This is a genomic window from Streptomyces sp. TBY4 (assembly GCF_024213195.1).
Classification (GTDB): domain Bacteria; phylum Actinomycetota; class Actinomycetes; order Streptomycetales; family Streptomycetaceae; genus Streptomyces.
Window position 1 is genome coordinate 315,249 of record NZ_JANAVF010000007.1, and the last position, 25,508, is coordinate 340,756.

Annotated in this window: 20 protein-coding genes; 7 read left to right on the forward strand and 13 right to left on the reverse strand. The window is 72.6% G+C overall.

Going from position 1 to position 25,508, the window contains the following annotated elements:
* Positions 1-11 precede the first annotated feature (11 nt).
* From NLX94_RS19650 to NLX94_RS19660, 3 genes are all read right to left on the reverse strand, one after another.
* Positions 12-2,126: a glycosyl hydrolase family 18 protein gene (locus tag NLX94_RS19650; RefSeq protein WP_254384254.1), complete on the reverse strand. Its 2,115-nt coding sequence runs from the start codon at positions 2,124-2,126 to the stop codon at positions 12-14.
* A gap of 201 nt (positions 2,127-2,327) precedes the next feature.
* Positions 2,328-2,969 carry a response regulator transcription factor gene (locus NLX94_RS19655; protein ID WP_254384255.1) on the reverse strand — a complete coding sequence of 214 codons (642 nt, stop codon included), beginning with the start codon at positions 2,967-2,969 and terminating at the stop codon, positions 2,328-2,330.
* On the reverse strand, positions 2,966-4,198 hold the full coding sequence (locus NLX94_RS19660) for a sensor histidine kinase (protein WP_254384256.1): 1,233 nt from the start codon (positions 4,196-4,198) through the stop codon (positions 2,966-2,968). The genes NLX94_RS19655 and NLX94_RS19660 overlap by 4 nt, the downstream gene beginning before the upstream one ends.
* Positions 4,199-4,363: 165 nt before the next feature.
* On the opposite strand from NLX94_RS19660, the gene NLX94_RS19665 reads away from it, so the two are divergent.
* Entirely contained in the window at positions 4,364-4,942 is a 579-nt protein-coding gene (locus tag NLX94_RS19665; protein WP_254384257.1) for a hypothetical protein, read from the forward strand.
* A 55-nt stretch (positions 4,943-4,997) separates the two neighbouring features.
* Here NLX94_RS19665 and NLX94_RS19675 read toward each other — a convergent pair whose 3' ends face one another.
* Entirely contained in the window at positions 4,998-5,570 is a 573-nt protein-coding gene (locus NLX94_RS19675) for a cob(I)yrinic acid a,c-diamide adenosyltransferase (RefSeq protein ID WP_254384258.1), read from the reverse strand.
* A 198-nt stretch (positions 5,571-5,768) separates the two neighbouring features.
* Between NLX94_RS19675 and NLX94_RS19680 the strand changes: the two genes are divergently transcribed.
* The 3 genes from NLX94_RS19680 (at position 5,769) to NLX94_RS19690 (ending at position 10,230) form a co-directional block, all read left to right on the forward strand.
* On the forward strand, positions 5,769-6,617 hold the full coding sequence (locus tag NLX94_RS19680) for a 3-hydroxyacyl-CoA dehydrogenase family protein (RefSeq protein ID WP_250744745.1): 849 nt from the start codon (positions 5,769-5,771) through the stop codon (positions 6,615-6,617).
* A gap of 159 nt (positions 6,618-6,776) precedes the next feature.
* Positions 6,777-7,100, forward strand: a complete 324-nt coding sequence (locus NLX94_RS19685; RefSeq protein WP_243336243.1) for an STAS domain-containing protein — start codon at positions 6,777-6,779, stop codon at positions 7,098-7,100.
* Between the two features lie 196 nt (positions 7,101-7,296).
* Complete coding sequence (locus NLX94_RS19690; protein ID WP_254384259.1) at positions 7,297-10,230, forward strand: ATP-binding protein; 2,934 nt, start codon at positions 7,297-7,299, stop codon at positions 10,228-10,230.
* A 16-nt stretch (positions 10,231-10,246) separates the two neighbouring features.
* Here NLX94_RS19690 and nucS read toward each other — a convergent pair whose 3' ends face one another.
* Positions 10,247-10,918, reverse strand: a complete 672-nt coding sequence (gene nucS, locus NLX94_RS19695; RefSeq protein WP_254384260.1) for an endonuclease NucS — start codon at positions 10,916-10,918, stop codon at positions 10,247-10,249.
* A 220-nt stretch (positions 10,919-11,138) separates the two neighbouring features.
* Here nucS and NLX94_RS19700 point away from each other — a divergent pair, with 220 nt between their 5' ends.
* Positions 11,139-11,531, forward strand: coding sequence for an SCO5389 family protein (locus NLX94_RS19700; protein WP_243336246.1), 393 nt, complete (start codon positions 11,139-11,141; stop codon positions 11,529-11,531).
* A 144-nt stretch (positions 11,532-11,675) separates the two neighbouring features.
* Here the strand turns inward: NLX94_RS19700 and NLX94_RS19705 are convergent, their stop codons facing one another.
* On the reverse strand, positions 11,676-12,698 hold the full coding sequence (locus NLX94_RS19705) for an LLM class flavin-dependent oxidoreductase (protein ID WP_254384261.1): 1,023 nt from the start codon (positions 12,696-12,698) through the stop codon (positions 11,676-11,678).
* Positions 12,699-12,928: 230 nt separating this feature from the next.
* Here NLX94_RS19705 and NLX94_RS19710 point away from each other — a divergent pair, with 230 nt between their 5' ends.
* Positions 12,929-13,270 (forward strand): ATP/GTP-binding protein, encoded by a 342-nt coding sequence (locus NLX94_RS19710; protein ID WP_254384262.1) that lies wholly within the window; start codon positions 12,929-12,931, stop codon positions 13,268-13,270.
* A 7-nt stretch (positions 13,271-13,277) separates the two neighbouring features.
* Here NLX94_RS19710 and NLX94_RS19715 read toward each other — a convergent pair whose 3' ends face one another.
* The 7 genes from NLX94_RS19715 to mce all read right to left on the reverse strand — a co-directional run bounded on the left by NLX94_RS19715 (position 13,278) and on the right by mce (position 24,113).
* Entirely contained in the window at positions 13,278-14,141 is an 864-nt protein-coding gene (locus NLX94_RS19715; protein WP_254384263.1) for an ABC transporter permease, read from the reverse strand.
* A complete protein-coding gene (locus NLX94_RS19720) occupies positions 14,138-15,328 on the reverse strand; it encodes an ABC transporter ATP-binding protein (RefSeq protein WP_254384264.1) in 1,191 nt (396 codons plus the stop codon). Before NLX94_RS19720 ends, NLX94_RS19715 begins: the two co-directional genes overlap by 4 nt.
* A 136-nt stretch (positions 15,329-15,464) precedes the next feature.
* Complete coding sequence (locus NLX94_RS19725; protein WP_254384265.1) at positions 15,465-16,244, reverse strand: ABC transporter permease; 780 nt, start codon at positions 16,242-16,244, stop codon at positions 15,465-15,467.
* 2 nt (positions 16,245-16,246) lie between these two features.
* Complete coding sequence (locus NLX94_RS19730; RefSeq protein WP_254384266.1) at positions 16,247-17,269, reverse strand: ATP-binding cassette domain-containing protein; 1,023 nt, start codon at positions 17,267-17,269, stop codon at positions 16,247-16,249.
* A gap of 116 nt (positions 17,270-17,385) precedes the next feature.
* Positions 17,386-18,324 carry a cellulose-binding protein gene (locus NLX94_RS19735; RefSeq protein ID WP_254384267.1) on the reverse strand — a complete coding sequence of 313 codons (939 nt, stop codon included), beginning with the start codon at positions 18,322-18,324 and terminating at the stop codon, positions 17,386-17,388.
* Positions 18,325-18,526: 202 nt separating this feature from the next.
* Complete coding sequence (gene scy, locus NLX94_RS19740) at positions 18,527-23,182, reverse strand: polarized growth protein Scy (protein ID WP_254384268.1); 4,656 nt, start codon at positions 23,180-23,182, stop codon at positions 18,527-18,529.
* Between the two features lie 487 nt (positions 23,183-23,669).
* Positions 23,670-24,113 (reverse strand): methylmalonyl-CoA epimerase, encoded by a 444-nt coding sequence (gene mce, locus NLX94_RS19745; RefSeq protein ID WP_254384269.1) that lies wholly within the window; start codon positions 24,111-24,113, stop codon positions 23,670-23,672.
* A gap of 137 nt (positions 24,114-24,250) precedes the next feature.
* Between mce and NLX94_RS19750 the strand changes: the two genes are divergently transcribed.
* Positions 24,251-25,447 carry an acetyl-CoA C-acetyltransferase gene (locus tag NLX94_RS19750; RefSeq protein ID WP_254384270.1) on the forward strand — a complete coding sequence of 399 codons (1,197 nt, stop codon included), beginning with the start codon at positions 24,251-24,253 and terminating at the stop codon, positions 25,445-25,447.
* The last annotated feature ends 61 nt before the right edge of the window (positions 25,448-25,508 follow it).

Below are 25,508 nucleotides of genomic sequence, written 5' to 3' on the forward strand. Positions count from 1 at the left end.
GCTTCGGTCCTTTACTGGAGTCCGCTGTGGACCGCGGCGGCCAGCTCGCCGTTCGCGGTGTCACCGCTGAACTCCCAGTAGAAGGCTCCCCTGAGCCCCTGCTGCTTCGTCCAGGCCATCTTCGAGGCGATGGTGGCCGGGGTGTCGTAGCTCCACCAGTTGCTGCCGCACTTGGCGTACGCCGTGCCGGCGACGGTGCCGGTGGACGGGCAGGTGTTCTTGAGGACCTTGTAGTCCTCGATGCCCTGCTCGTAGGTGCCGGCGGCCGGTCCGGTGGCGGTGCCGCCGGGGGCGGCCTGGGTGACACCGGTCCAGCCGCGGCCGTAGAAGCCGATGCCGAGGTTGAGCTTCGAGCCGGTGATGCCCTTGCCCTTGAGCTTGGTGATGGCGGCCTCGGAGTTGAAGCCGGCGATCGGGATGCCGCTGTACGAGGTCAGCGGGGAGTGCGGGGCGGTCGGGCCCTTGGCGTCCCACGCGCCGAAGAAGTCGTAGGTCATGACGTTGTAGAAGTCGATGTACTGGGCGGCGCCCGCGTAGTCGGCGACGTCGAGCTTTCCGCCGTTGGAGCCGTCGGCGGAGATGGCGGCGGTGACCAGGTTGTTCGCGCCGAACTTGGCGCGCATGGCCTGCATCATGTTCTTGAAGGAGGCGGCGCCGCTGGTGTCGCAGGACAGCCCGCAGGCGTTCGGGTACTCCCAGTCGAGGTCGATGCCGTCGAAGACGTCGGCCCAGCGCGGGTCCTCGATCAGGTCGTAGCAGGACTGCGCGAAGGCGGCCGGGTTCTGGACCGCCTGGCCGAATCCGCCGGACCAGGTCCAGCCGCCGAAGGACCACAGCACCTTGATGTTCGGGTACTGGGCCTTGAGCTTGCGCAGCTGGTTGAAGTTGCCGCGCAGCGGCTGGTCCCAGGTGTCGGCCTTGCCGTCGACGCTCTGGTCGGCGGTGTAGGCCTTGTCGTAGTCGGCGTAGGCGTCACCGATGGTGCACTTGCCGCCCTGGACGTTGCCGAAGGCGTAGTTGATGTGCGTGATCTTCGCGGCGGTCCCGGAGGTGACCAGGTTCTTCACGTGGTAGTTGCGCCCGTAGACGCCCCAGTTGGTGAAGTAGCCGAGCTTGACCGTGCCGCCGGGGGGCGGGTCGGTGACCCCGGCGGTGGTGAGCGTGGCCTGGGCGGAAGCGGCGCCGGTCTGGTCGGCGGTGTCACGGGCGACCACGTGGTACTGGTACGGGGTCGCCTTGGTCAGACCGGTGTCGGTGAAGGAGGTGCCGGTGACCGTGGCGACCTTGACGCCGCCGCGGTAGAGGTCGTAGTTCTTCACGCCCTTGTCGTCGGTGGCGGCCGCCCAGCTCACGGTGATCGCGGTCTCGGTGATCGCGGAGCCGGTGGGGGTGCCGGGGGCGCTCGGCGGGTTGTCGCCGGTGCCGCCGCCGGTGGTCACCGAGAGGGGGCCGGAGGCGGGCCCGGTCTGGTCGATCGTGTCGCGGGCGGTGACCGTGTAGCTGTACGTCGTCGCCCTGGTCAGGCCCGAGTCGGCGTAGGAGGTGCCGGTGACGGTCGCGATCTTGGCGCCGTTGCGGTGGACGTCGTAGTTCTTGACGCCCTTGTCATCGGTGGCCGCGGCCCAGCTCAGCGTCAGCCCGGTCTCCGTGACGCCGCTGGCCGTGGGGGTGCCGGGGGCGCTGGGCGGGGTGTCGGCGGTGCCGCCGTCGCAGCTGCCGCCGTTGACCTTGCAGCCGCTGGGGGCGCCGGAGCCGGTGCCGTTGAAGCCGAAGCTGATGGTGGCGCCCGGGGCGAGGGTGCCGTTCCAGCCGACGTTCTTGCCGGTCCAGTGGGTGCCCGAGCTGGTGACGGTGGCGTCCCAGGCCGAGGTGACGGCGGTGCCGGCCGGGTAGTCCCATTCCACGGTCCAGCTGGTCAGGGTGGTGGTGCCGGTGTTCTTCACCGTCCACTTGCCCTCGAAGCCGGAGCCCCAGTCGGAGACCTTGGTGTACGTCGCGGTCGCCGAGGCCGCGGCCTGGGCCGGACCGGCGAGGGCCACGAGTCCGGCGATGGGCAGGGAGAGGACGGCCAGGACGGCCGCGACTCTTCGCAGCAGGGGTGTGCGTCGTGGGGGTGCTGTGCTCAAGGGTGCTCCTCCGAGGTCCGCGGCGGACGTGGGGACGTCCGCCGCATGGGGGTGGGACCTGCGCCGCCCGTGAACGCGCCCATGAGGTTTTGTCATGGCGTGCTCACCACAGTTGTGCGTGAGAGTAGAAAGGTCTGGACCAACCGTCAAGAGGTCCAGACCTCCCGTAGCAGCCCCGGATTCATTTCCGGTCGAATCCCGTCAGAGCCCCAACTCCTGCGCCAGCACGGCAGCTTGGACCCGGCTGCGCAGCTCCAGCTTGGCCAGCACCCGGCTGACGTGGGTCTTCGCCGTCGCCTCCGCCATCTCCAGGCGCACCGCGATCTCCGCGTTCGACAGACCCTCGCCCAGGCACCCCAGCACCTCCCGCTCGCGCGGGGTCAGCGATTCCACCGAGGCCGGCACGGGGACCCGTACGGGCTTCGGATCCGCGAACTCCGCGATCAGCCGGCGGGTCACCGCCGGGGCGATCAGACCCTCCCCGCGCGCGACGGTCCGTACCGCCGCGATCAGCTGCGCCGCGTCCGCGTCCTTCAGCAGGAAGCCCGACGCGCCCGCGCGCAGGGCCCCGAAGACGTACTCGTCGAGATCGAAGGTGGTCAGCACGAGCACGTCGGCCAAACCCTCCGCGACCACCTGGCGGGTCGCCGAGACCCCGTCCAGGCGCGGCATCTGCACGTCCATGAGCACCAGGTCCGGCCGCAGCGCGCGGGCCAGGCGCACCGCCTCCTCCCCGTCCGCGGCCTCGCCCGCCACCTCGATGTCGCCCGCGCTGCGCAGGATCAGGACCAGCCCGGCCCGTACCGCGCTCTGGTCCTCCGCCACCACGACCCTGATCGTCACGCCCGTACCGCCCCTTCCTCCACGGGCAGTGTCGCCCGGACCCGCCAGACCGCGTCCGCGCGGCCCGCTTCGAATGCCCCGCCGAGCAGTTCCGTCCGCTCGCGCATGCCGATCAGGCCGGCGCCGGAGCCGGGTGCCCGGGGGCCGGGCCGCTCCCCGTAGGGGGAGTCGACCACGACGTGCAACGCGCCGCCGCCCCCGGCCCTGCCCCCGGCCCCGGGCTCCTCGCGGTCCAGCCGGACGGTGACCGTACCGGGGGCCGCGTGCTTGAGGGCGTTGGTCAGCGACTCCTGGACGATCCGGTACGCGGCCAGCTCCACCGGGGCGGGCAGCGGCCCGGGAGCCTCCCCGGGCCGCCGGTCGAGGAGTACGAAGTCCAGCCCGCTCGCGGCCCCGTTCGTACGGGCCTGCTCCAGCAGGGCGTCCAGCCCGTCCAGCGAGGGCGTCGCGACGGCCTCCGCCCCCGCTCCCGCGTCCCGCAGCAGCCCGATCAGCCGGCGCATCTCGGCGAGTCCCTGGACGCTGTTCTCCCGGATCACCCCGAGCGCCTCCCGGCTGGTGGCGGGGGAGTCGATGGAGAGCGCGGCGGTGGAGTGGATGGCGATGGCGGAGAGGTGGTTGGCCACCATGTCGTGCAGCTCGCGGGCCATCCGGGCCCGCTCGGCGACGACCGCCTGGGCCCGGTCCATTTCGGCCAGCAGCGCCGTCTGCTCGGCGCGCAGCCTGGCGGCCGTGGCGGCCTCGCGGTGGTTGCGCAGGGTGGCCCCGGTCAGGGCCGGGCCGAAGCTCACGATGCCCGTGACCACGCCGATCAGCAGGGCCTGCGGGGTGCGCAGCCAGGCCACGGCGGCGATGGTCACGGCGACGGTGATCAGGCCGGTGATCACCGGGAGGCGGCGGGCCATGGCCGGTTTTCCGTAGACCACGGCCGCGTACATCAGGTCGGTGAAGATCAGCACGGTGGCCAGGTTCCCCACCGTGAACTGGTCGGCGACCAGCCCGGCGGTACCGACGGCGAGGGTCAGCCGGGGCGCGCTGCGGCGCAGCAGCTCCATCGCGCCGAGGGCGAGGAGGGGGACCAGCGCCGCCCAGGCGGGGAACAGGTCGCGGGTGGGGGAGCTGTGCACCCCGAGCGACCACAGGAGCAGGCCGGCGGCCACGCTGAACACGGCGAGCAGCACGTCGTCACGGTGCGGCGGCGGGATCTTGAGGGTCACGGACCCATCCAACAGGCTGCGGCGGGAGCGGGCGTCGCCATCGCGGCTGCTTTTCGGACGGTCCCCTACATCGAAGGATGCAGGGCGGCCGCCCCGGCATTCGTCCCCGGCGACGAGGAAACCCGGCGAACCGGGCGGGAAGCTGGGGTCATCCCCCTCGCAGGAACGGAGAATCCCGTGCTCGTCACCCTGATCATCGCCTGTGAAGTCGGCTTCTGGGTCCTGCTGGCCGGCGGCCTGGCCCTGCGCTACCTCGCGAAGATGCCGAGGACCGGCGCGGCCGTGCTGCTGTGCGAGCCGCTCCTGGAGCTGGTGCTGCTGGTGGCCACCGCGGTGGACCTGCGCGGCGGCGCCGAACCGGACTGGAAGCACGGGCTCGCCGCGCTGTACCTCGGCTACACCGTCGCCTACGGGCACTACACCGTGCGCTGGCTCGACGGCCATGCCGCGTACCGGCTGGCCGGCGGCCCGAAGCCGGCCGGCGCGGGGTACGGCGCGGCGCGGGCCGCCCACGAGTGGAAGCTGTTCGCGCGGACCGTCCTCGCGGCGGCCGTCGCGGCGGGGCTGCTGCAGGCCGCGATCTGGTACGTCGGCGGTTCCGGCGACACCGCGGTGCTGCGCGGGTGGCAGCTGACGGCCCTGCGGGTGGTCGGCATCCACGCCCTGATCGCCGTCACCTACACGGTGTGGCCGAAGCAGCAGCCGAAGCCGGATCCGGAACCCGCGAAGGCGCTCTCCGACGCGGACCGGCCCTAGGACGGGAGTCCGTCAGGGGCCGCCGGCCCTCCGGGTGCCGTCGGCCCTCCCGGTGCTACCGGTCGCCGCCGGGGACCCACAGGACGTCGCCGACCTCCTTGTTGGCCGTGCGGGCCAGGATGAAGAGGAGGTCGGAGAGGCGGTTGAGGTAGGTGGCCGTCAGCGGGTTCATTACCTCGCCGTGCACCTCCAGGGCGGCCCAGGTGGAGCGCTCGGCGCGCCGGACCACCGTGCAGGCCTGGTGCAGGAGGGCCGCGCCGGGGGTGCCGCCGGGGAGGATGAAGCTGCGGAGCTTCTCCAGCTCGCCGTTGAAGAGGTCGCAGTCGGCCTCCAGCCTGTCCACGTAGAACTGCTCGACGCGCAGCGGCGGGTACTCCGGGTTCTCGGCCACCGGAGTGCAGAGGTCGGCGCCCACGTCGAACAGGTCGTTCTGCACACGGACCAGGACCTTCACGACATCGGCGGGCAGCGAGCCGAGCGCGATCGCCGTGCCGATGGCCGCGTTGGCCTCGTTGGCGTCGGCGTACGCCGAGATCCGCAGATCGGTCTTGGCCGTGCGGCTCATGTCGCCGAGCGCGGTCGTGCCCTGGTCGCCGGTGCGGGTGTAGATGCGCGTGAGGTTCACCATGCCGCCACCCTAGTGCGGGTCAACTGCGCGCCCCTGCCGCACTGCTGGGCCGTCCCGGTGTGATGTCCGTCATCTGAGACGTGACGCGTGTTACTTCACGGTCACTGCGCCCCTCGCGGACGCTAGTCTCCGCCGGAGAACGAACGAGGCCGTGCCGTATCCGAGGCCGTGTCCCGGGGAAGAAACGTGGGGTGTGCAGTGGCTGGGAAGCTCGCCGTCATCGGTGCCGGACTGATGGGTTCCGGAATCGCGCAGGTCTCCGCTCAGGCGGGTTGGGACGTCGTGCTGCGCGATGTCACCGACGCCGCCCTGACGCGCGGAACCGACGGGATCAAGGCCTCTTACGACCGGTTCGTCTCCAAGGGCAAGCTGACGGCCGAGGACGCCGAGGCGGCGCTCGCCCGCATCACCACGACCACCGAGCTGGAAGCGGTCGCCGACGCCGACATCGTCGTCGAGGCCGTCTTCGAGAAGCTCGAGGTCAAGCACGAGATCTTCCGCGCGCTCGACAAGCTCGTGCGCGAGGACGCGATCCTCGCCTCCAACACCTCCGCCATCCCGATCACCAAGATCGCGGCCGTGACGGAGCGTCCGGAGCGGGTCGTCGGCGCGCACTTCTTCTCGCCGGTCCCGATGATGCAGCTGTGCGAGCTCGTGCGCGGCTACAAGACGAGCGACGAAACCCTCGCCACCACCCGGGCGTTCGCCGAGTCGGTCGGCAAGACCTGCATCGTCGTCAACCGCGACGTCGCCGGCTTCGTGACGACCCGTCTCATCTCGGCGCTGGTCGTCGAAGCCGCGAAGCTGTACGAATCGGGCGTCGCCTCGGCCGAGGACATCGACATCGCCTGCAAGCTCGGCTTCGGCCACGCGATGGGCCCGCTGGCCACCGCCGACCTCACCGGCGTCGACATCCTGCTGCACGCCACCAGCAACATCTATACGGAATCCCAGGACGAGAAGTTCGCGCCGCCGGAGCTGATGCGCCGCATGGTGGACGCGGGGGACATCGGCCGCAAGAGCGGTCAGGGCTTCTACAAGCACTGAGCGCCCGTTCGAATGCCTGCACCCCACAGGGTGAATTAGGTATCGGTTCGCTCACGGTCGGCAACTTCCCTGCCCCTGAGGCAGTCAGTTGCAGTGAGAGTTGCCGACCAAGAACCAGTCGGACCATACGCAATCAGTACCGCGCTGCCGGGAGTACACATGCACATCAGGGGCGACCACGCCGAACTCGCTGTCGGGGGTCGCCTCGACGTGCGCAGCGCGGCGGACGCCCGTACGGTCCTGCACACCGCCCTCGACGACGGTCACGGCGACCTCGTGCTGGACCTCACCGGGCTCGACTCCTGGGACGCGACGGGCCTCGGCGTGATCATGGGCGCCCACCGCCGGGCCGGCCGCACGGGCCGGCGGCTCGTCCTGCGCGGGGTCCCGCCGCAGATGCAGCGGCTGCTCGTGGCCACCCGGCTGCACCGGATCCTCGCGATCGAGGGCGGGCTGGAAGCGGAGTCGCTGCCGCGCGCGTGACCCGTACGCGGTGCACGGGGGAGGGCCACTGCGCGGGACCCGCGCGAACGTAACGGTCCGGTGGTGAACGCACCCCTGAGGTTCACGCTCCGCCGGGCACGGTCTAGGGTTCGGGCGGAAACCGGACCAGTAGCGACAGCGGCGTGTGCGAAGGCCGGGCGGACGACGGCGCACGGCGCGATCGGGGGACTTGGTCATGGACCGCAGCAGCACACAGGGGCAGACCGATCCGGCGGAGTCGCCGGCGCGCGTGGTGACGCTGACGTCCGGGGAGTACACGCTCACCGTGAACCCCGTCGACGGCAGCGAGATCGTCCGGACGCACCGCCCCGGCGGCGTGCCCGCCCCCGCCCCGGTCAAGCGCACCCCCGCCGCCCGCGCCTCCGCAGCGGCCGCCGCACGGCCTCCGGTGCCCCCGGGCGCCGCGGCCGCGACGCGGACCCTGCTGGGCCGCGAGGAGGAGCGCGAGCGCCTCGTACGCCTCCTCTCGCGCGGCCGCTCCATACGCCTGACCGGTCCTGCCGGATCCGGGCGCACCGCGCTCCTCGACGCGGTCGCCGACGCCTGCGCGGACCTCGCCCCCGACGGGGTCGTACGGCTCAGCGCGCAGGGACACCAGCAGCCCGGCGAACTGCTCCAGGCGCTGTACGCCACCGTGTACGAGGCTCCGGGCGAGCGCCCCGACCGGGACGTGCTCCTCGCCCGGGTGGCGGAGATAGGCGCCGTCGTCGTGATCGACGACCTCGACATGGGCGGCACCGCCCTCGACGAACTGCTGCGGGCCACGCCCGAGTGCGCGTACCTGCTGGCCGCCACCCCCGACACCCGGGCCCCCTCCGACGACTCCCACCTCGAAGAGGTCTTCCTCGGCGGGCTGGCCCGCGCCGACTCCACGGCCCTGCTCGAAGCGGGCACCGGACGGCCGCTGACCGATGAGGAGACCGCCTGGGCGGCGGACCTGAGCTTCGCCTCCGAGGGGCTGCCGCTGCGCTTCGTCCAGGCCGCCGCCCTGCTGCGGCAGCGCGACGAGCTCAACCGCACGGGTTACGACGAGGCCGACGAGGACGAGGAGCCCGGCGTCTTCGAGGAGAAGCCGCGCGACACCGTCTTCGTGCCGCTGCCCACGCTCGCCGAGGGCGCCGCCCCGGCGGAACTGCTCGCCTCGCGGCTCAGCGAGTCGGCGCGGGCCGCCCTGCGGATCGCCTGCGCACTGGGCGGGGAGCTGCCCCACCACACGCACCTGCCCGCGCTGGTCGGCGACACGCACGCCGACACGGCCGTCGCGGAGTTGCTCGACTGCGGGCTGCTGAGCCCCGTCGGGACCCGCTACCGGCTGGCCGCGGGGGTCGCCCGGCAGCTCGAGGAGATCGGCTACGGGGAGACCGCGGACGAGGAGGCCCGTACGGCCGCCCGGCACTACGCCTGGTGGACCGGGCACACCTCGGTCACCCCCGAGCGGGTCGCGGCCGAGGCCGACGCGGTGCTCGCGGCGCTGGCCGGGGCCGACGTGGTCGCCGCGGTGCTGCTGGCGCGGACCGCGGCCCCGGCGTTCGCGGCCTCGCTGCACTGGGAGGCCTGGGAGCGGGTGCTGCGCGCGGGCGCGGAGGCCGCGCGGAAGGCCGGCGAGGTCGCGGAGCAGGCGTACTTCCACCACGAGCTGGGCGTACTGGCCCTGTGCGAGGGCCGGCTCGACCGGGCGCGGGCCGAGCTGGAGGCCTCGGTCGGGCTGCGCGGCGCGCTGGCCGACAAGCGGGGGACCGTGGCGGGACGGCGGGCCCTGGCCCTGGTCACCGACCGCGAGGCGGCGGAGACCCCGGTCTCGCCGCCGCTGCGGCTGGCTCCGCCGGCTGCGGCAGGGGCTCCGGCCCTGGCTCCGGCTCCGGCCGGGCCGGGCGCCGGCGGGGCGGGACTCCCCGCCCTTCCCGGGGCTGCGGGGGGCACCGCGAAGCTTCCCCTTCCGGGGCTGCCGGGGGCTCCGGGGGCTACCCCGAAGTTGCCGTTCCCCGCGCTCAAGGGGGCTCCGGGCACTCCGCTTGCTCCTGGTGCGGGTGCCGCGGGCGCTGCCGGGGGTCCGCTGGCAGCTGGTGCTGCAGGGGCCGCCGGTTCGGCCGGTGCAGGCAGCGTCTGGACTCCGCCGGTCGCTGGTGCTGCCGCAGGCGCCGGTGCCGTCGGGGGGCCGCCGGCTCCCGGCGGGGCAGGTGCCGACGCCGGTGCTGCGGGTGTTGCCGGGGCCTCCGGTTCCGCCGGCCCTGTCGCCGGCGCCGGCAACGGCGGGAATCCGCTGACTGCCGGCGCTGCCGGAGTTTCGTTCGCTGCCGGTGCTGCCGGTGCTGCCGGTGCTGCGGGTGCTGCGGGTGCTGCGGGTGCTGCCGGTGCTCCCGGTGTCGCCGGGGTGTCTTCGGCGTCCGGGACGCCGGGGATCCTGTCGAAGGGGTCGGCCGCTCTGCCCGGGGCCGCCCCCGTGCCCGAGCGGGCGGCGGCGCGGGCTCCGGAGGCCTTCACGACGGTCGTGCCCGCGGTGGCGCCGCCGGGCTCCGTCGCGCCCGCGAGCCTGGCCGAGGTGTTCGAGGACGCCTTCCCCCTCAGCCCCGCGCCGGCCCCCGCGCCCGGCGCGCTGCCCGGGCCGAAGCCGAAGTCGGGGCCGGGCCGCAAGCCGCTGCTGCTGGCCGCGGCCGGAGCGGTGACCGCCGTGGTGCTGGGTACGGTGGTCGCCCTGGCGATGACCACCGAGGACGAGGAGCCGCCCGCCCAGGCGCCGGCCGTCTCCACGGCACCGAGCTCGGAGGAGTCGCAGCCGCAGCCGAGTGCGCCGGAGCCGGGCGGGAACGTTCCCTCGCCGGAGCCGGGAAGCTCGTCCCCCACCTCGCAGGCACCGGGTACGACCCCGCCGCCGCGCAGGTCCACCTCGGCGACGCCGTCGACGACCCCGTCGGCGACCCCGTCCTCGTCGAGCCCGGTGGTCCCGCCGTCGCCGCCGGCGTCGAGCTCCACCCCGCCGGTCAGCAGCCCGCCGGTTTCCGCTAGCCCGTCGGGGTCCGTGACGCCGAGCCCGACGCACACGCCGCCGACCAGCAAGCCGGAGCAACCCCCCACGGGCACCACGGAGGATGCGGGGACCCCGACCCCTTGACGGGGGCGGGGCAGCCCTAGAACAGGCGGAGCTTGTCGTCCTCGATGCCGCGCATCGCGTCGTAGTCGAGGACGACGCAGTCCATGCCGCGGTCGTTCGCCAGGACGCGCGCCTGGGGCTTGATCTCCTGGGCCGCGAAGATTCCCTTGACGGGTGCCAGGTGGGGGTCCCGGTTCAGGAGCTCCAGGTACCGCGTGAGCTGCTCGACGCCGTCGATCTCCCCGCGGCGCTTGATCTCGACCGCCACCGTCGCGCCGGAGGCGTCCCGGCACAGGATGTCGACCGGTCCGATCGCGGTCATGTACTCGCGGCGGATCAGCGTCCAGCCCTCGCCGAGGGTCTCGATCCGGTCGGCCAGGAGCTCCTGCAGGTGGGCCTCGACCCCGTCCTTGATCAGACCCGGGTCGGTGCCCAGCTCGTGGGAGGAGTCGTGGAGGACTTCCTCCATGGTGATGATGAGCTTCTCGCCCGCCTTGTTGACGACGGTCCAGACGCCGGCGTCGTCACCGCTCCCCTCCTTGAGGGTGCAGGGCGGCGACATCCAGTTGAGCGGTTTGTACGCTCGGTCGTCCGCGTGGATCGAGACACTGCCGTCGGCCTTCACGAGGATCAGACGGGGTGCCGAGGGCAGATGGGCGGTGAGCCGGCCCGCGTAATCGACGGAGCAGCGGGCAATGACGAGACGCATGGTCGGCAACGCTACTCGACGAGAAGGCCTGCACGCGATTCGCCCCCGAAAGCCCCCTTCGCGGATGGCGCGTTGTATGTGCATTCTCCTGGTGCGGTACCCACCGGGCGCCTACCGTGGTGAGCGGGAGGTTGCGACACGTGCACACTGCGTCGCGATCTCCCTCCCTGCCCGTAAGGCTCCGGCAACCCAATCGGCCGGAGTCGCGAGAGGAGAACCCATGTCGCTCGACGTCTCACCGGCCCTACTCGAACAGGCCGAGCGAGGCGAGGTCGACGAAGCCGCTTTCGTCGACTGCGTCCGGACCTCCCTGCCCTACGCATGGGAGATGATCAGCTCGCTGGTGGCCCAGCTGAAGGTGGACGGCGGACAGTTCGCCGACAACCAGACGCCGCCGCCGGACGAGCAGGCGCGTGGTCAGCTGCTTCGAGCCCTCGCGAGTGACGCGATACGGGGTGCGCTGCAGCGCCACTTCGGAGTGCGCCTGGCATTCCAGAACTGCCACCGGGTAGCGGTGTTCCCGCTGGACTCCTCGGTGGACGACCGGCTGGCCAAGTTCACTTCGATCCGTGGTCAGCTGCTCAACCAGTCGCCCGAAATGCGCGACTGTTAGCAGGCAGTTCCGCACGACCGGCACATCAGGCAAGCCCAGTACGACCACAGCACGACCGCACTCCGCACCGCCGAACGACCCCGTATCGCCGCACGACCGGTACCTCGCTGCCGCTCCGGTGCCAACGGAGCGGCAGCCCTGGTCTCAGCCGAGTCGGGGCAGCACCTCGGCACCGAGGCGCTTGAGGTTCTCCTCGGTCGCGGCGAGATCACCCGATCCCTCCGTCAGCAGGGCGAACCGCGTGATGCCCGTACGCTCCGACGTGGCCGCCAGCCGGTCGGCCGCCAGCTCCGGTGTGCCCACGGGGTGCAGATCGCACAGCAGCTCGGTGTACGCGACCGGGTCCCGCATCGCCCGCTGCCGTCCGTCCACCGTGACGTGCGCGTCCAGGCCCTGCTTGAGCCAGCCCGGCATCGCCTTCAGCAGCGTTTCGCGGGCGTCCGCCGTCCGGTCCGCCAGCTGGCAGACCCCGGCCGATACGTGGTCCGCCTCGGGCGAACGCCCCGCGGCCCGCGCCGTACGCCGCCACAGATCGACCATCGCGGCCTTGTCCTCGTCCCCGCAGTGCATGCCCAGCAGCATCGGCAGCCCGCGCTCCGCGGCCAGCCGTACCGAGGCGGGGGAGGTGCAGGCGACGATCAGTTCCGGCCCCGTCCCGTCCCCGTGCAGCGCCTCCGACGCGCGCGGTACGACGGCCACTTCCCGGAAGCCGTACCGGCCGCCCGCCGCCGTCCCCACCCGTGGCTCGGTCAGCCAGCGCCGCAGCAGGTCCAGGTCCTCCGGGAAGCGGTTCTCGTACGCGTCGAGCCCGCCGCCGAAGACCTCCAGGTCCACCCAGGGACCGCCCCGGCCCACCCCCAGGGTGAACCGTCCCTCCGAGGTCAGGTGCAGCAGGGCCGCCTGCTCGCCCAGGGCCACCGGGTGGGTGCTCGGCAGCACGCTCACCGCCGTGCCCACGCGCAGCCGCCGGGTCCGGCCCAGCATCAGGGCCGCCAGGGTGACCGCGGACGGGCAGACCCCGTACGGGACGAAGTGGTGCTCGGCGAGCCAGACCGAGTCGAGTCCGGCCTCCTCGGCCACCTCGGCGGTCCGCACCGCCCGGTGCAGTGCCTCGCCCTGTCCCTGGCCCGGGAACTGGGCGGCCAGTACAAATGCTCCTACGCGCATCGCCTTTAGCCTCCTCGCGGCTGACGCGGCCTCCCCCAGGCGGACCGGTTTCTCCACCGGCAACAACGTCTGACACGTGCCAAAGGCACGGCCTGACCGGAAAGTTATTGGGATTGTCGGGCCAGTCGCTTTTTACCTACGGTCGTCCTTCGGCCACCCTGCGGGTACCCGGGCTCGCTGCGCGTAGTCTGGGAGAAAGTCACTGCCGGCCGCCCATCCGTGAGGTATACGTGTCACCGCGCCACAACCGCCCCAGGGGCGGCGAGAATCCAGCCGATCGTTCGGACCAGGGCTCGGGCCCGGGCAGTCTGGACCGGTACGGCTTGGAGCGCACGGAGGAGTACCAGGGCGAGGACTGGAAGGTCCGGCACGTCGCGGGCGCGAGCGCCGCGGGCAAGCGCTACCGCTGCCCCGGCTGCGACCAGGAGATCCCCTCCGGCACCCCGCACCTGGTGGCCTGGCCCGAGTACGGCGGGGTCGACGACCGCCGGCACTGGCACAAGGCCTGCTGGAACGCGAAGGACCGCCGCACCTCCAAGGTGCAGCGGTCCCGCAACGCTCCCAAGTACTAGGCCGTCCTTACACGTCCCGGCGCCCGGACACCACGTACGAGGCGGTGACCGCGACGCCCGTCACCAGCAGGATCAGCACCAGGTGGCTCAGGCCCGTCGGGTACGGCGCGCTCCCGTCGGCCGGGGCCTCGGCGCTGTCCAGCGGCATGCCGAACAAGGTGATCAGCGCCACCGGCGCGTTGTACTGGAGCAGGGCCCGGCCCACCGGGGCGAGGGCCTCCCAGATGCTGAGCACTGCCCCTATCACCGGCGGCAGCGTGACGATCCCGAGCATCGCGGCGACCGCCCCGGCGGAGTGCCGCACCAGCGCCCCGACCGCCAGGGCCAGCACGCCGAGCAGGGTGACGTAGAAGCTGCCCAGGAGTCCGGTGGCCCACTCGGTGCTCGCGTGCACCCCGGAGCCCCGGCCGTCGCGCAGGATCGACGCGGTCAGCCCGACCAGGCAGACGGACCCGGCCGTGACGAAGAAGGCGGTGGCGGCGAAGACGAGGTACTTCGCGGTGAGCACCCGGTACCGGTCGGGGGCGGCCGTGAAGGTGGTGCGGATCAGGCCGGTGCCGTACTCGGAGCTGATGGTCAGCACTCCGAGCACCATCACCGCCAGCTGCCCGACCAGCAGGCCGAACAGGGCGGGGGCGATGAACGGCATCTGCTCGTAGTCGCGGGAGGAGGTCTGCAGGATCACCGTGCCGCCGATGCCGACGACGAGCAGCACCAGGGCCCCGAGCGTCCACATCGTGGAGCGCACCGAGGTCAGCTTGGTCCACTCCGAGGCCAGCGCGTGCCCCAGGTGCGGCCGGGGGGACGGCAGGGGCGAGGTGTATCCCGGCGGGCCCTGCTCCCCGTCGGTCGCGATCGTCGGGGCGGTCATTTCTGGTCCTCGGGCTTCTGCGCGGGGGTGTGCACGGGGTCGGGGGAGTGCCCGGCCCCGGTGGCGTTCCCGGTCCCGGCCCCGTTCGCCGGGCCGGTGAGCTCGCCCGGGCTGGCGGGCATCAGGAACGGCTGCCCGGAGGCCCCGGGCGGCGGGGGAGCGAAGAAGGACGCCGCGGGGACCTGGAGGGCCTCGGCGGCCTCCCGGGCCTCCTCCTCCCACTGCGGGACGCTCAGCGGCTCGGGCTCCCAGAGCTCGGCGCGCGGGTCCTCGGTGGAGGTGTACTCGACGGAGGACTGGGTCATCCGCATGTACGCCTCCTCCAGCGAGGCCCGGTGCGGCGAGAGCTCCCACAGCCGTACGCCGGCCGCGTGCGCGAGGTCGGAGATCCGCGACAGCTCCAGCCCGGTCACCCGCAGCGCCCCGTCGGGCTCCCGCAGGACCCGGCCGCCCGCCCTGGTGAGGACGGAGCCGAGGGTGTCCCAGCCGCCCGGGTCGGTGTCGGCCGTGCGGACCCGGGCGAATCCGGCCGAATTGTGGGTGATGAAGTCCTGGGTGCTCATGTCGGCGAGCAGCCGGCCCCGGCCGATCACGATCAGGTGGTCGGCGGTCAGCGCCATCTCGCTCATGAGGTGGGAGGAGACGAAGACGGTGCGGCCCTCGGAGGCGAGCCGGCGCATCAGGTTGCGGACCCAGAGGATGCCCTCGGGGTCGAGCCCGTTGACCGGCTCGTCGAAGAGCAGCACCTGCGGATCGCCGAGCAGGGCGGTTGCGATGCCGAGCCGCTGGCCCATGCCGAGCGAGAAGCCCTTGGCGCGCTGCCGGGCCACGTCCTGCAGCCCCACGACGCCCAGCACCTCGTCGACCCGCTTCTCCGGGATGCCGGAGAGCTGGGCGACCGACAGCAGGTGGGTGCGGGCCCGGCGGCCGCCGTGGACGGCCTTGGCGTCGAGCAGGGCGCCGACGTGCCGCTGGGCGTTCGCGAGCTCGCGGAAGGGCAGGCCGTTGATCGTGACCTGGCCGGCGGTGGGCCGGTCCAGGCCGACGATCATGCGCATGGTGGTGGACTTCCCGGAGCCGTTGGGCCCCAGGAATCCCGTCACGTGACCGGGCTTGACCTGGAAGGAGAGGTCGTCGACGGCGGTCTTCGCGCCGAAGCGCTTGGTCAGGCCGACTGCCTCGATCATCTTTGCTGCCCCTTGCCAGGCCGGGACGACTCTCGCCCGCGTAAGGGTTAAGAGGATATCCAGTCCCTTGCGGTTCCACGTCGTCCTCGACCCTGAGCTACCCCTGAGAACCGACCCGGGGATCCCCCGTACTACGTCAGGCGTCCCTCTTCTTGAGGACGAGGTAGCCGCCGAGGGCCGAGGCGGCCACCCACAGGAGCATGATCCCGAGCCCGCCCCAGGGACCGTAGGGGGTCTCGGGGCTGCCCATGGCGTCCGGCACGATCTGCATGATCTTGGATCCCGCCTTGTCGGGCAGGTACTGGCCGTACTTGCGGGTCACCTCGAAACCGCTGAGAAGGTTCGAGACGATCAGGAAGAACGGGATCAGGATGCTGATCGAGGCGACGGAACTGCGCAGCATGGTGGCCACGCCCATGGAGAAGAGGGCGAGCAGTGCCATGTACAGGCCGGCGCCGACGACCGCCCGCAGGACGTTGTCCTCGCCGATCCCGATGCCGCGGTCGCCCAGGATCGCCTGGCCGAGGAAGAAGGCCGCGAAGCTGGTCAGCAGTCCGACCACCAGGGCCAGCGCCGTGGCCACGGCGAACTTGCCCAGCAGGAAGCTGCCGCGCCGGGGCACGGCGGCCAGCGAGGTGCGGATCATGCCCGAGCTGTACTCGGTGCTGACGACCATCACGCCGAAGACGATGATGGCCAGCTGCCCGAAGCCCATGCCGGTGAAGCTCAGCAGGGTGGGGTCGAAGGTGGCCCGCTCGAGCTCGCTCATGTCGTCGAAGGTCGCGTTGACCAGGGCGCAGAACGCTGCGCCGAAGCCGACGGTGACGAGGAAGGCGATGGCGAGGGTCCAGCTGGTCGAGGCGACCGTGCGGATCTTGGTCCACTCGGACTGCAGGACGGCGGAGAAGGCGGACATGATCACTTACCGCCCTTGCGCTGAGCCTCGAAGCCGGCGCCCCACGCGGGTACGTCGGCCGGCCTCGCCGGATTGTCCGCCGCCATGCCGGGAACCGGCGGGACCCCGCCCGCCCCCGGTGCGTGGGCGTGGTACTCGACGGAGTCCGCCGTCATGCGCATGAACGCTTCCTCCAGTGAAGCCCGCTGCGGGCTGAGTTCGTGCAGCACGATCTGGTGCTGGGCGGCCAGCTCGCCGAGCCGTTCCGCCTCCACGCCGTCGATCTCCAGGGTGCCGGTGGCCGGAACGCTGATCGCGTCGATGCCGGCCTCGTGCAGGACGTCCTTCAGCCGTTCCTGCTGCGGAGAACGCATGCGGACGTAACTGCGGGAGTTCTGCTGGATGAAATCGGCCATGGACAGGTCGGCGAGCAGCTTTCCCTGTCCGATGACAACCAAATGCTCTGCGGTCAGGGCCATTTCGCTCATCAGATGGGAGGAAACGAAGATCGTCCTTCCCTCTGCCGCGAGCCCCTTCATCAGATTGCGGATCCAGAGAATTCCCTCCGGGTCCAGACCATTGACGGGCTCGTCGAACATCAGGATCTCCGGGTCGCCGAGCAGCGCGGAGGCGATGCCGAGCCGCTGGCCCATGCCCAGCGAGAATCCCTTCGACTTCTTGTTCGCCACGGCCGTCAGGCCGACCAGGTCCAGCACCTCGGAGACCCGGCTGCGCGGGATCCGGTTCGACTGGGCGAGGCAGAGCAGGTTGTTGTACGCGCTGCGGCCGCCGTTCATCGCCTTCGCGTCCAGCAGTGCCCCGATGTACTTCAGCGGCTCCGGCAGGTCCCGGTAGTGCTTCCCGTCGATCCTGACCGTACCGCTGGTCGGGTTGTCGAGGTCGAGCATCATGCGCATGGTCGTGGACTTGCCCGCCCCGTTGGGGCCGAGGAAGCCGGTGACCACCCCCGGTCTGACCTGGAAGCTGAGGTTGTCCACGGCGGTTTTCACGCCGAATCGTTTCGTAAGGCCCTCAAGCTCGATCATTCCGCCACGCTAGAACGCCCGAGGGCCCTACGCCACCTCTCATGGGTGACGAAGGGCCCTCGGTGTCGAAGTGGATTGTTGGCTTCCGGCCACTGGTGCCGGAAGCCCTCCGTCGACTAGCGGCTCTGCTGCGCCGGAACGCCGCGGGTGACCGGCTCGTCGTCGATCGGCGCGGAGGCGGCGGCGACCGCGGCACCCGTCAGCGTCGCCAGCATCTCGCGGACGTTGGTGAGCTGCGCGTTGATCGAGTCGCGGCGGTTGGTGAGCGCCGCGAGCTCGCGCTCGGACTCGCTGCGGATCCGGTCGGCCTTGGCGTTGGCGTCGGCCACGATGTCCTCGGCCTGGCGCTGGGCGGTCTCCACGGTCTGGCGGGCGCGGCGCTCGGCGTCCGTACGGAGCTTCTCGGCCTCCAGGCGCAGCTGCTCCGCGCGGTGCTCGATCTCCGCGAGGCGCTTCTCGGCCTTGGCCTGACGGCCCGCGAGGTCGCGCTCGGACTGCTCGCGGCGCTTGGCCAGGTTGGTCTCGAAGTCCGCGGCGGCCTGGGCGGCCTTGGCGCGGGTCTCCTCGAAGAGCGCGTCGGCCTCCTCGCGCTTGGAGGCGGCGTCCTTCTGCGCCTCGGCGCGCAGCGACGCGGCGTCGCCCTTGGCCTTCTCGACGATCCGGACGCCCTCGTCCTCGGCGGTCGACTTCCGGTCGGCGGCGAACGACTCGGCGTCGTTGCGCACCTGCTGGGCGGCCGACTCGGCGAGCTCGCGGTGCTGCTCGGCCGCGCGACGGGCCTCCTCACGGAGGTCCTTCGCCTCCTCCTCGGCCAGGCGCAGGATCTTCTCGACCCGGGCGCCGAGGCCGGCGTACGACGGCTCGGCGTCGTTCACCTGAGCCTGGGCGTTCTGCGTCTCGAGGTGCAGCTCCTCGATCCGCTTTTCCAGAGAGTTGATACGTCCGAGGGCGCTGTCACGGTCGGAGACCAGCTTGGTGATGCGGTCGTCCACCTGACCGCGGTCGTAACCACGCCGCACGAGCTCGAAGCCGAAGGGGGAGGATGTGTCGCTCATGGGGTTCCTGTCGAATGAGACCGATGAGGTGCTACGCGGGGTGTTAGGTGTTAAGGGGAATCCTAGGCGCCAGGACGGCGTGTCATCGAGTCAATCCGCGTTTGATCTGGACAATGACACCCCTTTTGAGTGGCAAGGCGACAGAATGCTTGTCACTCGTTCGCCTGAACCTCCATCAGGAGCACAGAGTCGAGTGTGCTGACTAGCCCTCTGACGTCTTGCCACCCGATCGAGTGGAACCCGCTGTCGCACCGGCCTTCACGCCCCCCGCGCCCTGGCCGCCGACCCCGGGCTTTCCGCCACCGGAAGGCGCCTCGAATGATTCCAACGCCTCAAGAACGTCCTGGACACGGGAGATCTCCGCCTGAATGTCCTCGCGCCTGCGCACGAGGACCTCCAGCTCGCGCCGGCCCTCCTCGACGAGCCGCTCGGCCTCCGCCGTCGCCTCCGCGAGCTTGCCCTCGGCCGCCCGGACCAGTTCGGCCTTCTTCTGCTCGGCCTCCTTGAGCAGCGCCTCCGCCTTGCGCACCGCGGCGATGCGGACCTTGCTCGCCTCGCTGCTCGCGTCCGACACCAGCTCCTTGGCCTTCGCATCGGCCTCGACGCTCTGCTCGGTCGCCGCCCGCACCAGCTTGTCCACGCGCTCGCCGGCCGACTTCATCTGCTCGGCCGACTCCCGGCGGGCCCGCTCGTGCAGCTCCTCGACCTCCGCCTCGACGCGGCCGCGCAGCTCCTCCGCCCGCTCCCTTATGGCCGACGCGTCCGTGCGCGCCCCGACCAGCAGTTCGTCGGCGTCCGTACGGGCCTTCTCCACCAGGGAGTTGCCCTCCACGGTCGCCTCCGAGGAGATCCGCGCGGCCTCCTTGCGCGCCGCGTCGACCATCGCGTCCGCCTGCTCCTCGGCCGCCGTCGTGGCGGCCAGCGCCTGCTTCTGCGCGTCCCCGGTGAGCTTCTCGGCCTCCGAGGAGGCCTCCGTGATGAGCCGGTCGACCTGGGTCGCGGCCTCGCTGCGGCGCTTGTTGGCCTCCTCGCGGGCCTCGTCGAGCACCCGCTCCGACTCGGTGCGCGCCTCGCCCCGGACCCGCTCCGCCTCGGTGGCGGCCTCGGCCTTGACCCGCTCGGCCTCCGACCGGGTACGGGTCGCGTGCTCCTGCGCCGAGGACAGCGCCTCGGAGGCCTCGGCACGCAGCCGCTCCGCCTCGTTCGCCGCCTCGCCGACCGTGCGCTCGGTGTCCTTGCGGGTCTGCTCGGTGAGCCGGTCCGCCTCCGCGACGGCCTCGCCGACCAGGTGGTCCGCTTGCTCCGCGGCCTCGGTACGGATCCGGCCCGCCTCGGCGCGCGCCTCGTCCAGGGTCCGCTCGGACTCCCGCTCGGCGCCCGCCAGGGTCTCGTTCGCCGCGACCGTGACCCGGTCCGCCTCCGCGGTGGCCTCGCCGATGATCCGGCCGCCCTCCGCGCGGGCGTCGTCCAGCGTGCGCGAAGCCTCGGCGCGCAGCCGGTCGGCCTCCGCCGCGGCCTCGCCGACGGTGGCCTCGTTGGCCGTGCGCGTCTCCTCGACGAGCCGGTCGCCCTCGGTGCGCGCGTCGATGAGGATCCCCGTCGCGTCCCGCTCGGCCCCGGCCAGCGTCTGCGCGGCCTGCTCCGTGAGCCGCTCCGCCTCCGCCTTCGCCGCCTCCAGGGCGGCGGCCGCCTCGGCCCGCAGCGCCTCGGCCGCGGCCTCGGCCTCGCCGACGGTCAGCGCGTTGGCCGCGCGGGTCTCCTCGGTGAGCCGCTCGGCCTCCGCCGCCGCCTCGGTGATGAGCCGGTCCGCCTGCTCGGCGGCCTCCGTGCGCAGCCGGTTGGCCTCGGAGCGGGCCTCGTCCAGCGTGCCGGCGGCCTCGGTACGGGTCGCCTCGCCGGCGGCCTCGGCCTCGGCCGTGAGCCGCGCCGCCTCCGCCGCTGCCGCGGCGACCGTGGCCTCGTTGGCCGCGCGGGTCTCCTCGGTGCGGCGCTCCGCCTCGGCCGTGGCCTCGGCGACGATCCGGCCGCCCTCGGCGCGGGCGGCCTCCAGGGTCTCCGCGGCCTCGCCCCGGATCCGGTTGGCGTCGTCCCGGGCGTCGGCCTTCGTACGGGCCGCGTCGCGCTCGGAGGCGGCCAGCGCGTCGGTGGCCTCCGTGCGCACCCGCTGCGCGTACTCCGCGGTGTCCGTGCGCAGCTGCTCCGCCTCGGCCGCCGTGTCCGTGCGCAGCCGGTCGGCCTCCGCCGCCGCGTCCGTGCGCAGCTGCTCGGCCTCGGCGATCGCGTCGCCGACCGTCCGTGCGGCCAGCTCCTTCGCCGCGTCCGTCTCGGTGCGCGCCTCGCTGCGGATCCGGTTGGCGTCCTCGGTGGCCCGCTCCCGCTCGGCGTACGCGTCGGCGCGGACCCGGCCGGACTCCTCCTCGGCCTCCGTCCTCGTACGCTCCGCCGCGTGCTCGGCCGCGCTGCGCAGCCCCGCGACCTCTTCCTCGGCCTGCTCGTGCAGCCCGGCCACGGCCTCGCGCACCTGCTGGGCGGTGGCCTCGGCCGCCGCGACCACCTCGGACGCGCGCCGCTCGGCCTCCTCGGTGAGCCAGACGGCCTCCGCCGTGGCCTCCTCGGACCGCTTGCGGGCCTGGGCGAGGAGCTCCTCGCTCTCCTCCCGGGCCTGCGCCCGCTCGCTCTCCGCGTCCGTACGCGCCGAAGCCAGGGTCTCCTCGGACTCCCGGCGGCGCCGGGCGGCCTCCTCCTGGGCGGCGGCCAGCGCTTCGGCGGCCTCCTGCGCGACCCGCTCGGCGGCGGCCTTGGCCTCCGCGCGCAGCCGGTCCGCGGTCTCCTGCGCCTCGGAGCGCAGCCGCTCCGCCTCGGCCTCGGCCTCGCCGGTCAGCCGCACCGCGCTCTGCTCGGCCTCCGCGCGGACCCGGCCGGCGTCCTCGGCGGCGTCCGTGCGCAGCTGGTCGGCCTCCGCCTCCGACTGCGTCTGCAGCGTGCGGATCCGCTCCGCCGACTCCGCGCGGAGCCGGTCGCTCTCCTCGGTGGTCTCCTTGCGGATGTTCTCGGCGGCCGCCCGGGCGTCGCGCAGCGTCTGCTCGGCGGTCGCCAGGCGTCCCTCGGCGTCGGTGTGCAGCCGGACGAGCTCCTCGTCGGCCTCGGCACGCTTCGCCGACAGCGCCCGGTCGGTCTCCTCGCGCCGCACGGCCGCCGCGGCGTCCGCCTCGGCCCGTACCGACTCCGCCTGCTCCTCGGCCTCGGCGCGCAGCCGCTCGGCCTCGGCGCGGGTCCGCTCCAGGGTCTCCTCGGCCTGCTTGCGCAGGGTGGTGGCCCGCTCGACGGCCTCGCCGCGTACCCGCTCGCTCTCGGTGTTCGCCGCGGCGCGCACCTCGTCGGCGTCGGCCCGGGACTTGCCCAGCAGCTCCTCGGCGGTGCGGGCCGCCTCCTCGATCTGCTGGACCGCCTCGCGGCGGGCCTCGCCGCGGATCCGCTCGCCCTCGGCGACGGCCTCGGCGCGCAGCTGCTCGGCCTCGCCGCGCAGCCGGCGGGCCTCCTCCTGGAGTTCGACCGTACGGGCCCGGTACTCCTCCGTGTCGTCCTTCGCGGCACCCTTGAGCTCATCGGCCGTGGCCGCGGCCTGGGCGCGCAGCCGCTCGGCCTCCGCCTCGGCCTCGCCGCGGATCCGCTCGGCCTCCTCGGACGCCGCCCGGGTGGTGGCGCGGGCGTCCTCCGAGGCCTTGTTCAGGACCTCCTCGGCGGTGCGGGCCGCCTTCGCCAGCTGGGCCGCCGTGTCCTCGGCCGCCGCGGTACGGGCCTGCTCCCCGGCCTCCGTGCGCAGCCGCTCGGTCTCGGCGCGGGCATCGGCGAGCGCCTGCTCGGCCTCCGCCTTGAGGGTCTCGGCCTCCTTGTTGGCCTCGCCGACCAGGCGGGCCACCTGCTCCTTGGCCGTACGGGTGCGCTGCTCGTTGACGGACTCCGCCGAGGCGAGCTGCCGCGCGGCGCTCTCCTTGGCCTCCGCGAGCAGCTTCTCCGCGGCCGCGCGCGCTTCGCGCAGGGCCCCTTCGGCCTCCTGGGTGCGCTGTTCGGCGACCCGGCCCAGGTCCATCGTCTGGCGACGGGTCTGCTCGGCCTCGGCGGAGGTGGTGGAGCGCAGCCGCTCCGCGTGCTCGGTGGCCTCCTGGGCCTGCGCGGAGGCGGCGGTCAGCAGCCGCTCGGCCTCCTTGCGGGCGCGCAGCAGCGTCGACTCGGCCTCGGCGCGGGCGGCTTCGTTCTCGGAGGCGAGCCGGCGGGTGGCCTCGGAGGCGACCCGGGCGGCCTCGGACCGGGCGGTGTTCAGCGTCTGCTCGGCCTCGACGCGGGACTCGTCCATGAGCCGGCGGGCCTGCGCCTCGGTGCGGGCGCGCAACTGCTCGGCCCAGGCCACGTTCTCGTTGACGTGGGCTTCGACCGTCTGCCGACGTTCGCTCAGCTCCTGGTCCAGGCGCTGGCGGCGGTTGACGGCCTCGGCGTGCAGTTCGGCCTGGAGCCGCGCCTGGTGCTCGGCGTGCTCCTGCAGGATCCGCTGGGTCTGCGCCCGTACGTCGCGCAGTTCGCGCTCGGCGTCCGAACGCATCTGGTCGGCCTGGATCTGGGCATTGCGGAGCAGCTGCTCCGCCTGGTACCCCATGTCCGCGCCGTCGTAGGCGGGGCGGGACGCCAGGTTGCGGCGTACCTCGTGGAGCTTGGCGCGCAGCACCTCGACCTGGTACCCCAGGTCATCGGCGTGCTGGACGGCCTTCCCGCGTTCCTTCTTCAGCCGCTCCATCTCGGCTTCGAAGCGCGAGAGATGGTCGGCCTCGGCCTGATGGCTCTCCTGGCTTTCGTAGCCCCGCACAGCGCGGTCCCATCCGTCCCCTGGTCGCAAGCTCACTACCGAATGAGCACCGTCCGCCCGCTGAACGACGCCCCCGGGGAATGGTGTCAGATCCGGGTCGGGCGATGCAGGCCCCGACCCCGTCTCCGCACCGAACCCCGGCCGAGCCAGAGCCACTCTACCGGCCGGGGAAACGGGACATCAGTGCCCTCGTGCGGTAAACCCGGCGAGCTGACCCCGCGGGGGATTCCCTCTCTGCCTCCGCGGAGCGCCGATTCGGGGTGTTCGCACGCATCCGCAGGGCCGGATCGCATGGTCGCTGGTGTGAAGCCCGTGGTGCGGGCCGGGCCACTGCCGACGGCGCCGCAGGAGCCGGCGCCCGTGGCGACCCTGCGCGCCTGCAATGAGGCCGCCCCGCGGTGGGGGGTCCGGAGCGCGGGCCGACCGGTATGTGATCAAGAAGACGTGCGGCGCACCACGGCCGGTGATGCGCCGGAACGCGAGCCCGTCAGTGCGGGGCGGTCGACTGGTCGGGGTTGCTCGTGACCAGTTCGGTGAGGACGCCGTGGCAGTCCTTGGGGTGCAGGAAGGTGATCGAGGAGCCCATCGAGCCGGTGCGGGGCTGGTCGTAGAGGACGCGGACGCCCTTGCCGCGGATGGCCTCCGAGTCGCCCAGGACGTCCTCGGTGCCGAAGGCGATGTGGTGGACGCCCTCGCCGTTCTTGGCCAGCCACTTGCCGACCGCGGAGTCCTCGCGGGTGGGCTCCAGGAGCTGGATGTACGAGGCTCCGCCGTCGGAGGTTCCGTTGATCTTCAGCATGGCCTCGCGGACGCCCTGCTCCTCGTTGACCTCGGAGTGGAACACTTCGAAGCCGTACGTGGCACGGTAGAACTCAACCGTCTTGTCCAGGTCGAAGCAGGCGATCCCGATGTGGTCGATTCTTGTCAGCATGGACACAGTGCAGCGCTACCGGAGGCGGTTACGCAACGTGCGCGCGATCACACTGACGTGCCGGTGACGGCACGGGTACCGCTCAGTACATTCGGGTAAACCCTCGTTCACTCCTCATCCTCAAGGGGCTGTGCTCCATGTCCGGAACGAACAACACCACGTCAGTGATCGTCGCCGGGGCCCGCACGCCCATGGGGCGACTGCTCGGCTCGCTGAAGTCCTTCTCGGGTGCCGATCTCGGCGGCTTCGCCATCAAGTCCGCGCTGGAGCGGGCCGGGATCTCCGGCGACCAGGTCCAGTACGTGATCATGGGCCAGGTGCTCCAGGCCGGCGCGGGCCAGATCCCCGCCCGCCAGGCCGCCGTCAAGGGCGGGATCCCGATGAACGTTCCCGCGCTCTCCATCAACAAGGTCTGCCTGTCGGGTCTCGACGCCATCGCCCTGGCCGACCAGCTCATCCGCGCCGGGGAGTTCGACATCGTGGTCGCGGGCGGCCAGGAGTCCATGACCAACGCCCCCCACCTGCTGCCGAAGTCCCGCGAGGGCTACAAGTACGGCGCCATCGAGATGCTCGACGCGATGGCCTACGACGGCCTCACCGACGCCTTCGAGAACATCGCGATGGGCGAGTCCACGGAGAAGCACAACACCCGCCTGGGCATCGAGCGCGCCCCGCAGGACGAGTTCGCGGCCACCTCCCACCAGCGCGCCGCCGCCGCGCAGAAGAACGGCGTCTTCGCGGCCGAGATCACCCCGGTCGAGATCCCGCAGCGCAAGGGCGACCCGGTGGTCTTCTCGCAGGACGAGGGCATCCGCGCCGAGACCACCGCCGAGTCCCTCGGCAAGCTGCGCCCGGCCTTCGCCAAGGACGGCACCATCACCGCCGGCACCTCCTCGCAGATCAGCGACGGCGCGGCCGCCGTGGTCGTCATGAGCAAGGCCAAGGCCGAGGAGCTGGGCCTGGAGTGGCTCGCGGAGATCGGCGCCCACGGCAACGTGGCCGGCCCGGACAACTCGCTCCAGTCGCAGCCCTCCAACGCGATCCTGCACGCCCTCAAGAAGGAGGGCCTGGGTGTGGAGGACCTGGATCTGATCGAGATCAACGAGGCCTTCGCCGCGGTCGCCGTGCAGTCAATGAAGGACCTCGGCGTGACCCCGGAAAAGGTGAACGTCAACGGCGGCGCCATCGCCCTCGGGCACCCGATCGGCATGTCCGGCGCCCGCGTGGTGCTGCACCTGGCGCTGGAGCTCAAGCGCCGCGGCGGCGGGGTCGGCGCGGCCGCCCTGTGCGGCGGCGGCGGCCAGGGCGACGCCCTGATCGTCCGCGTCCCGTAGGGGAGGGGCGGCCGTCCGGCCGCCCGCACCCGTTCCCGTACCCGTAAGAGAACCGAGGAGC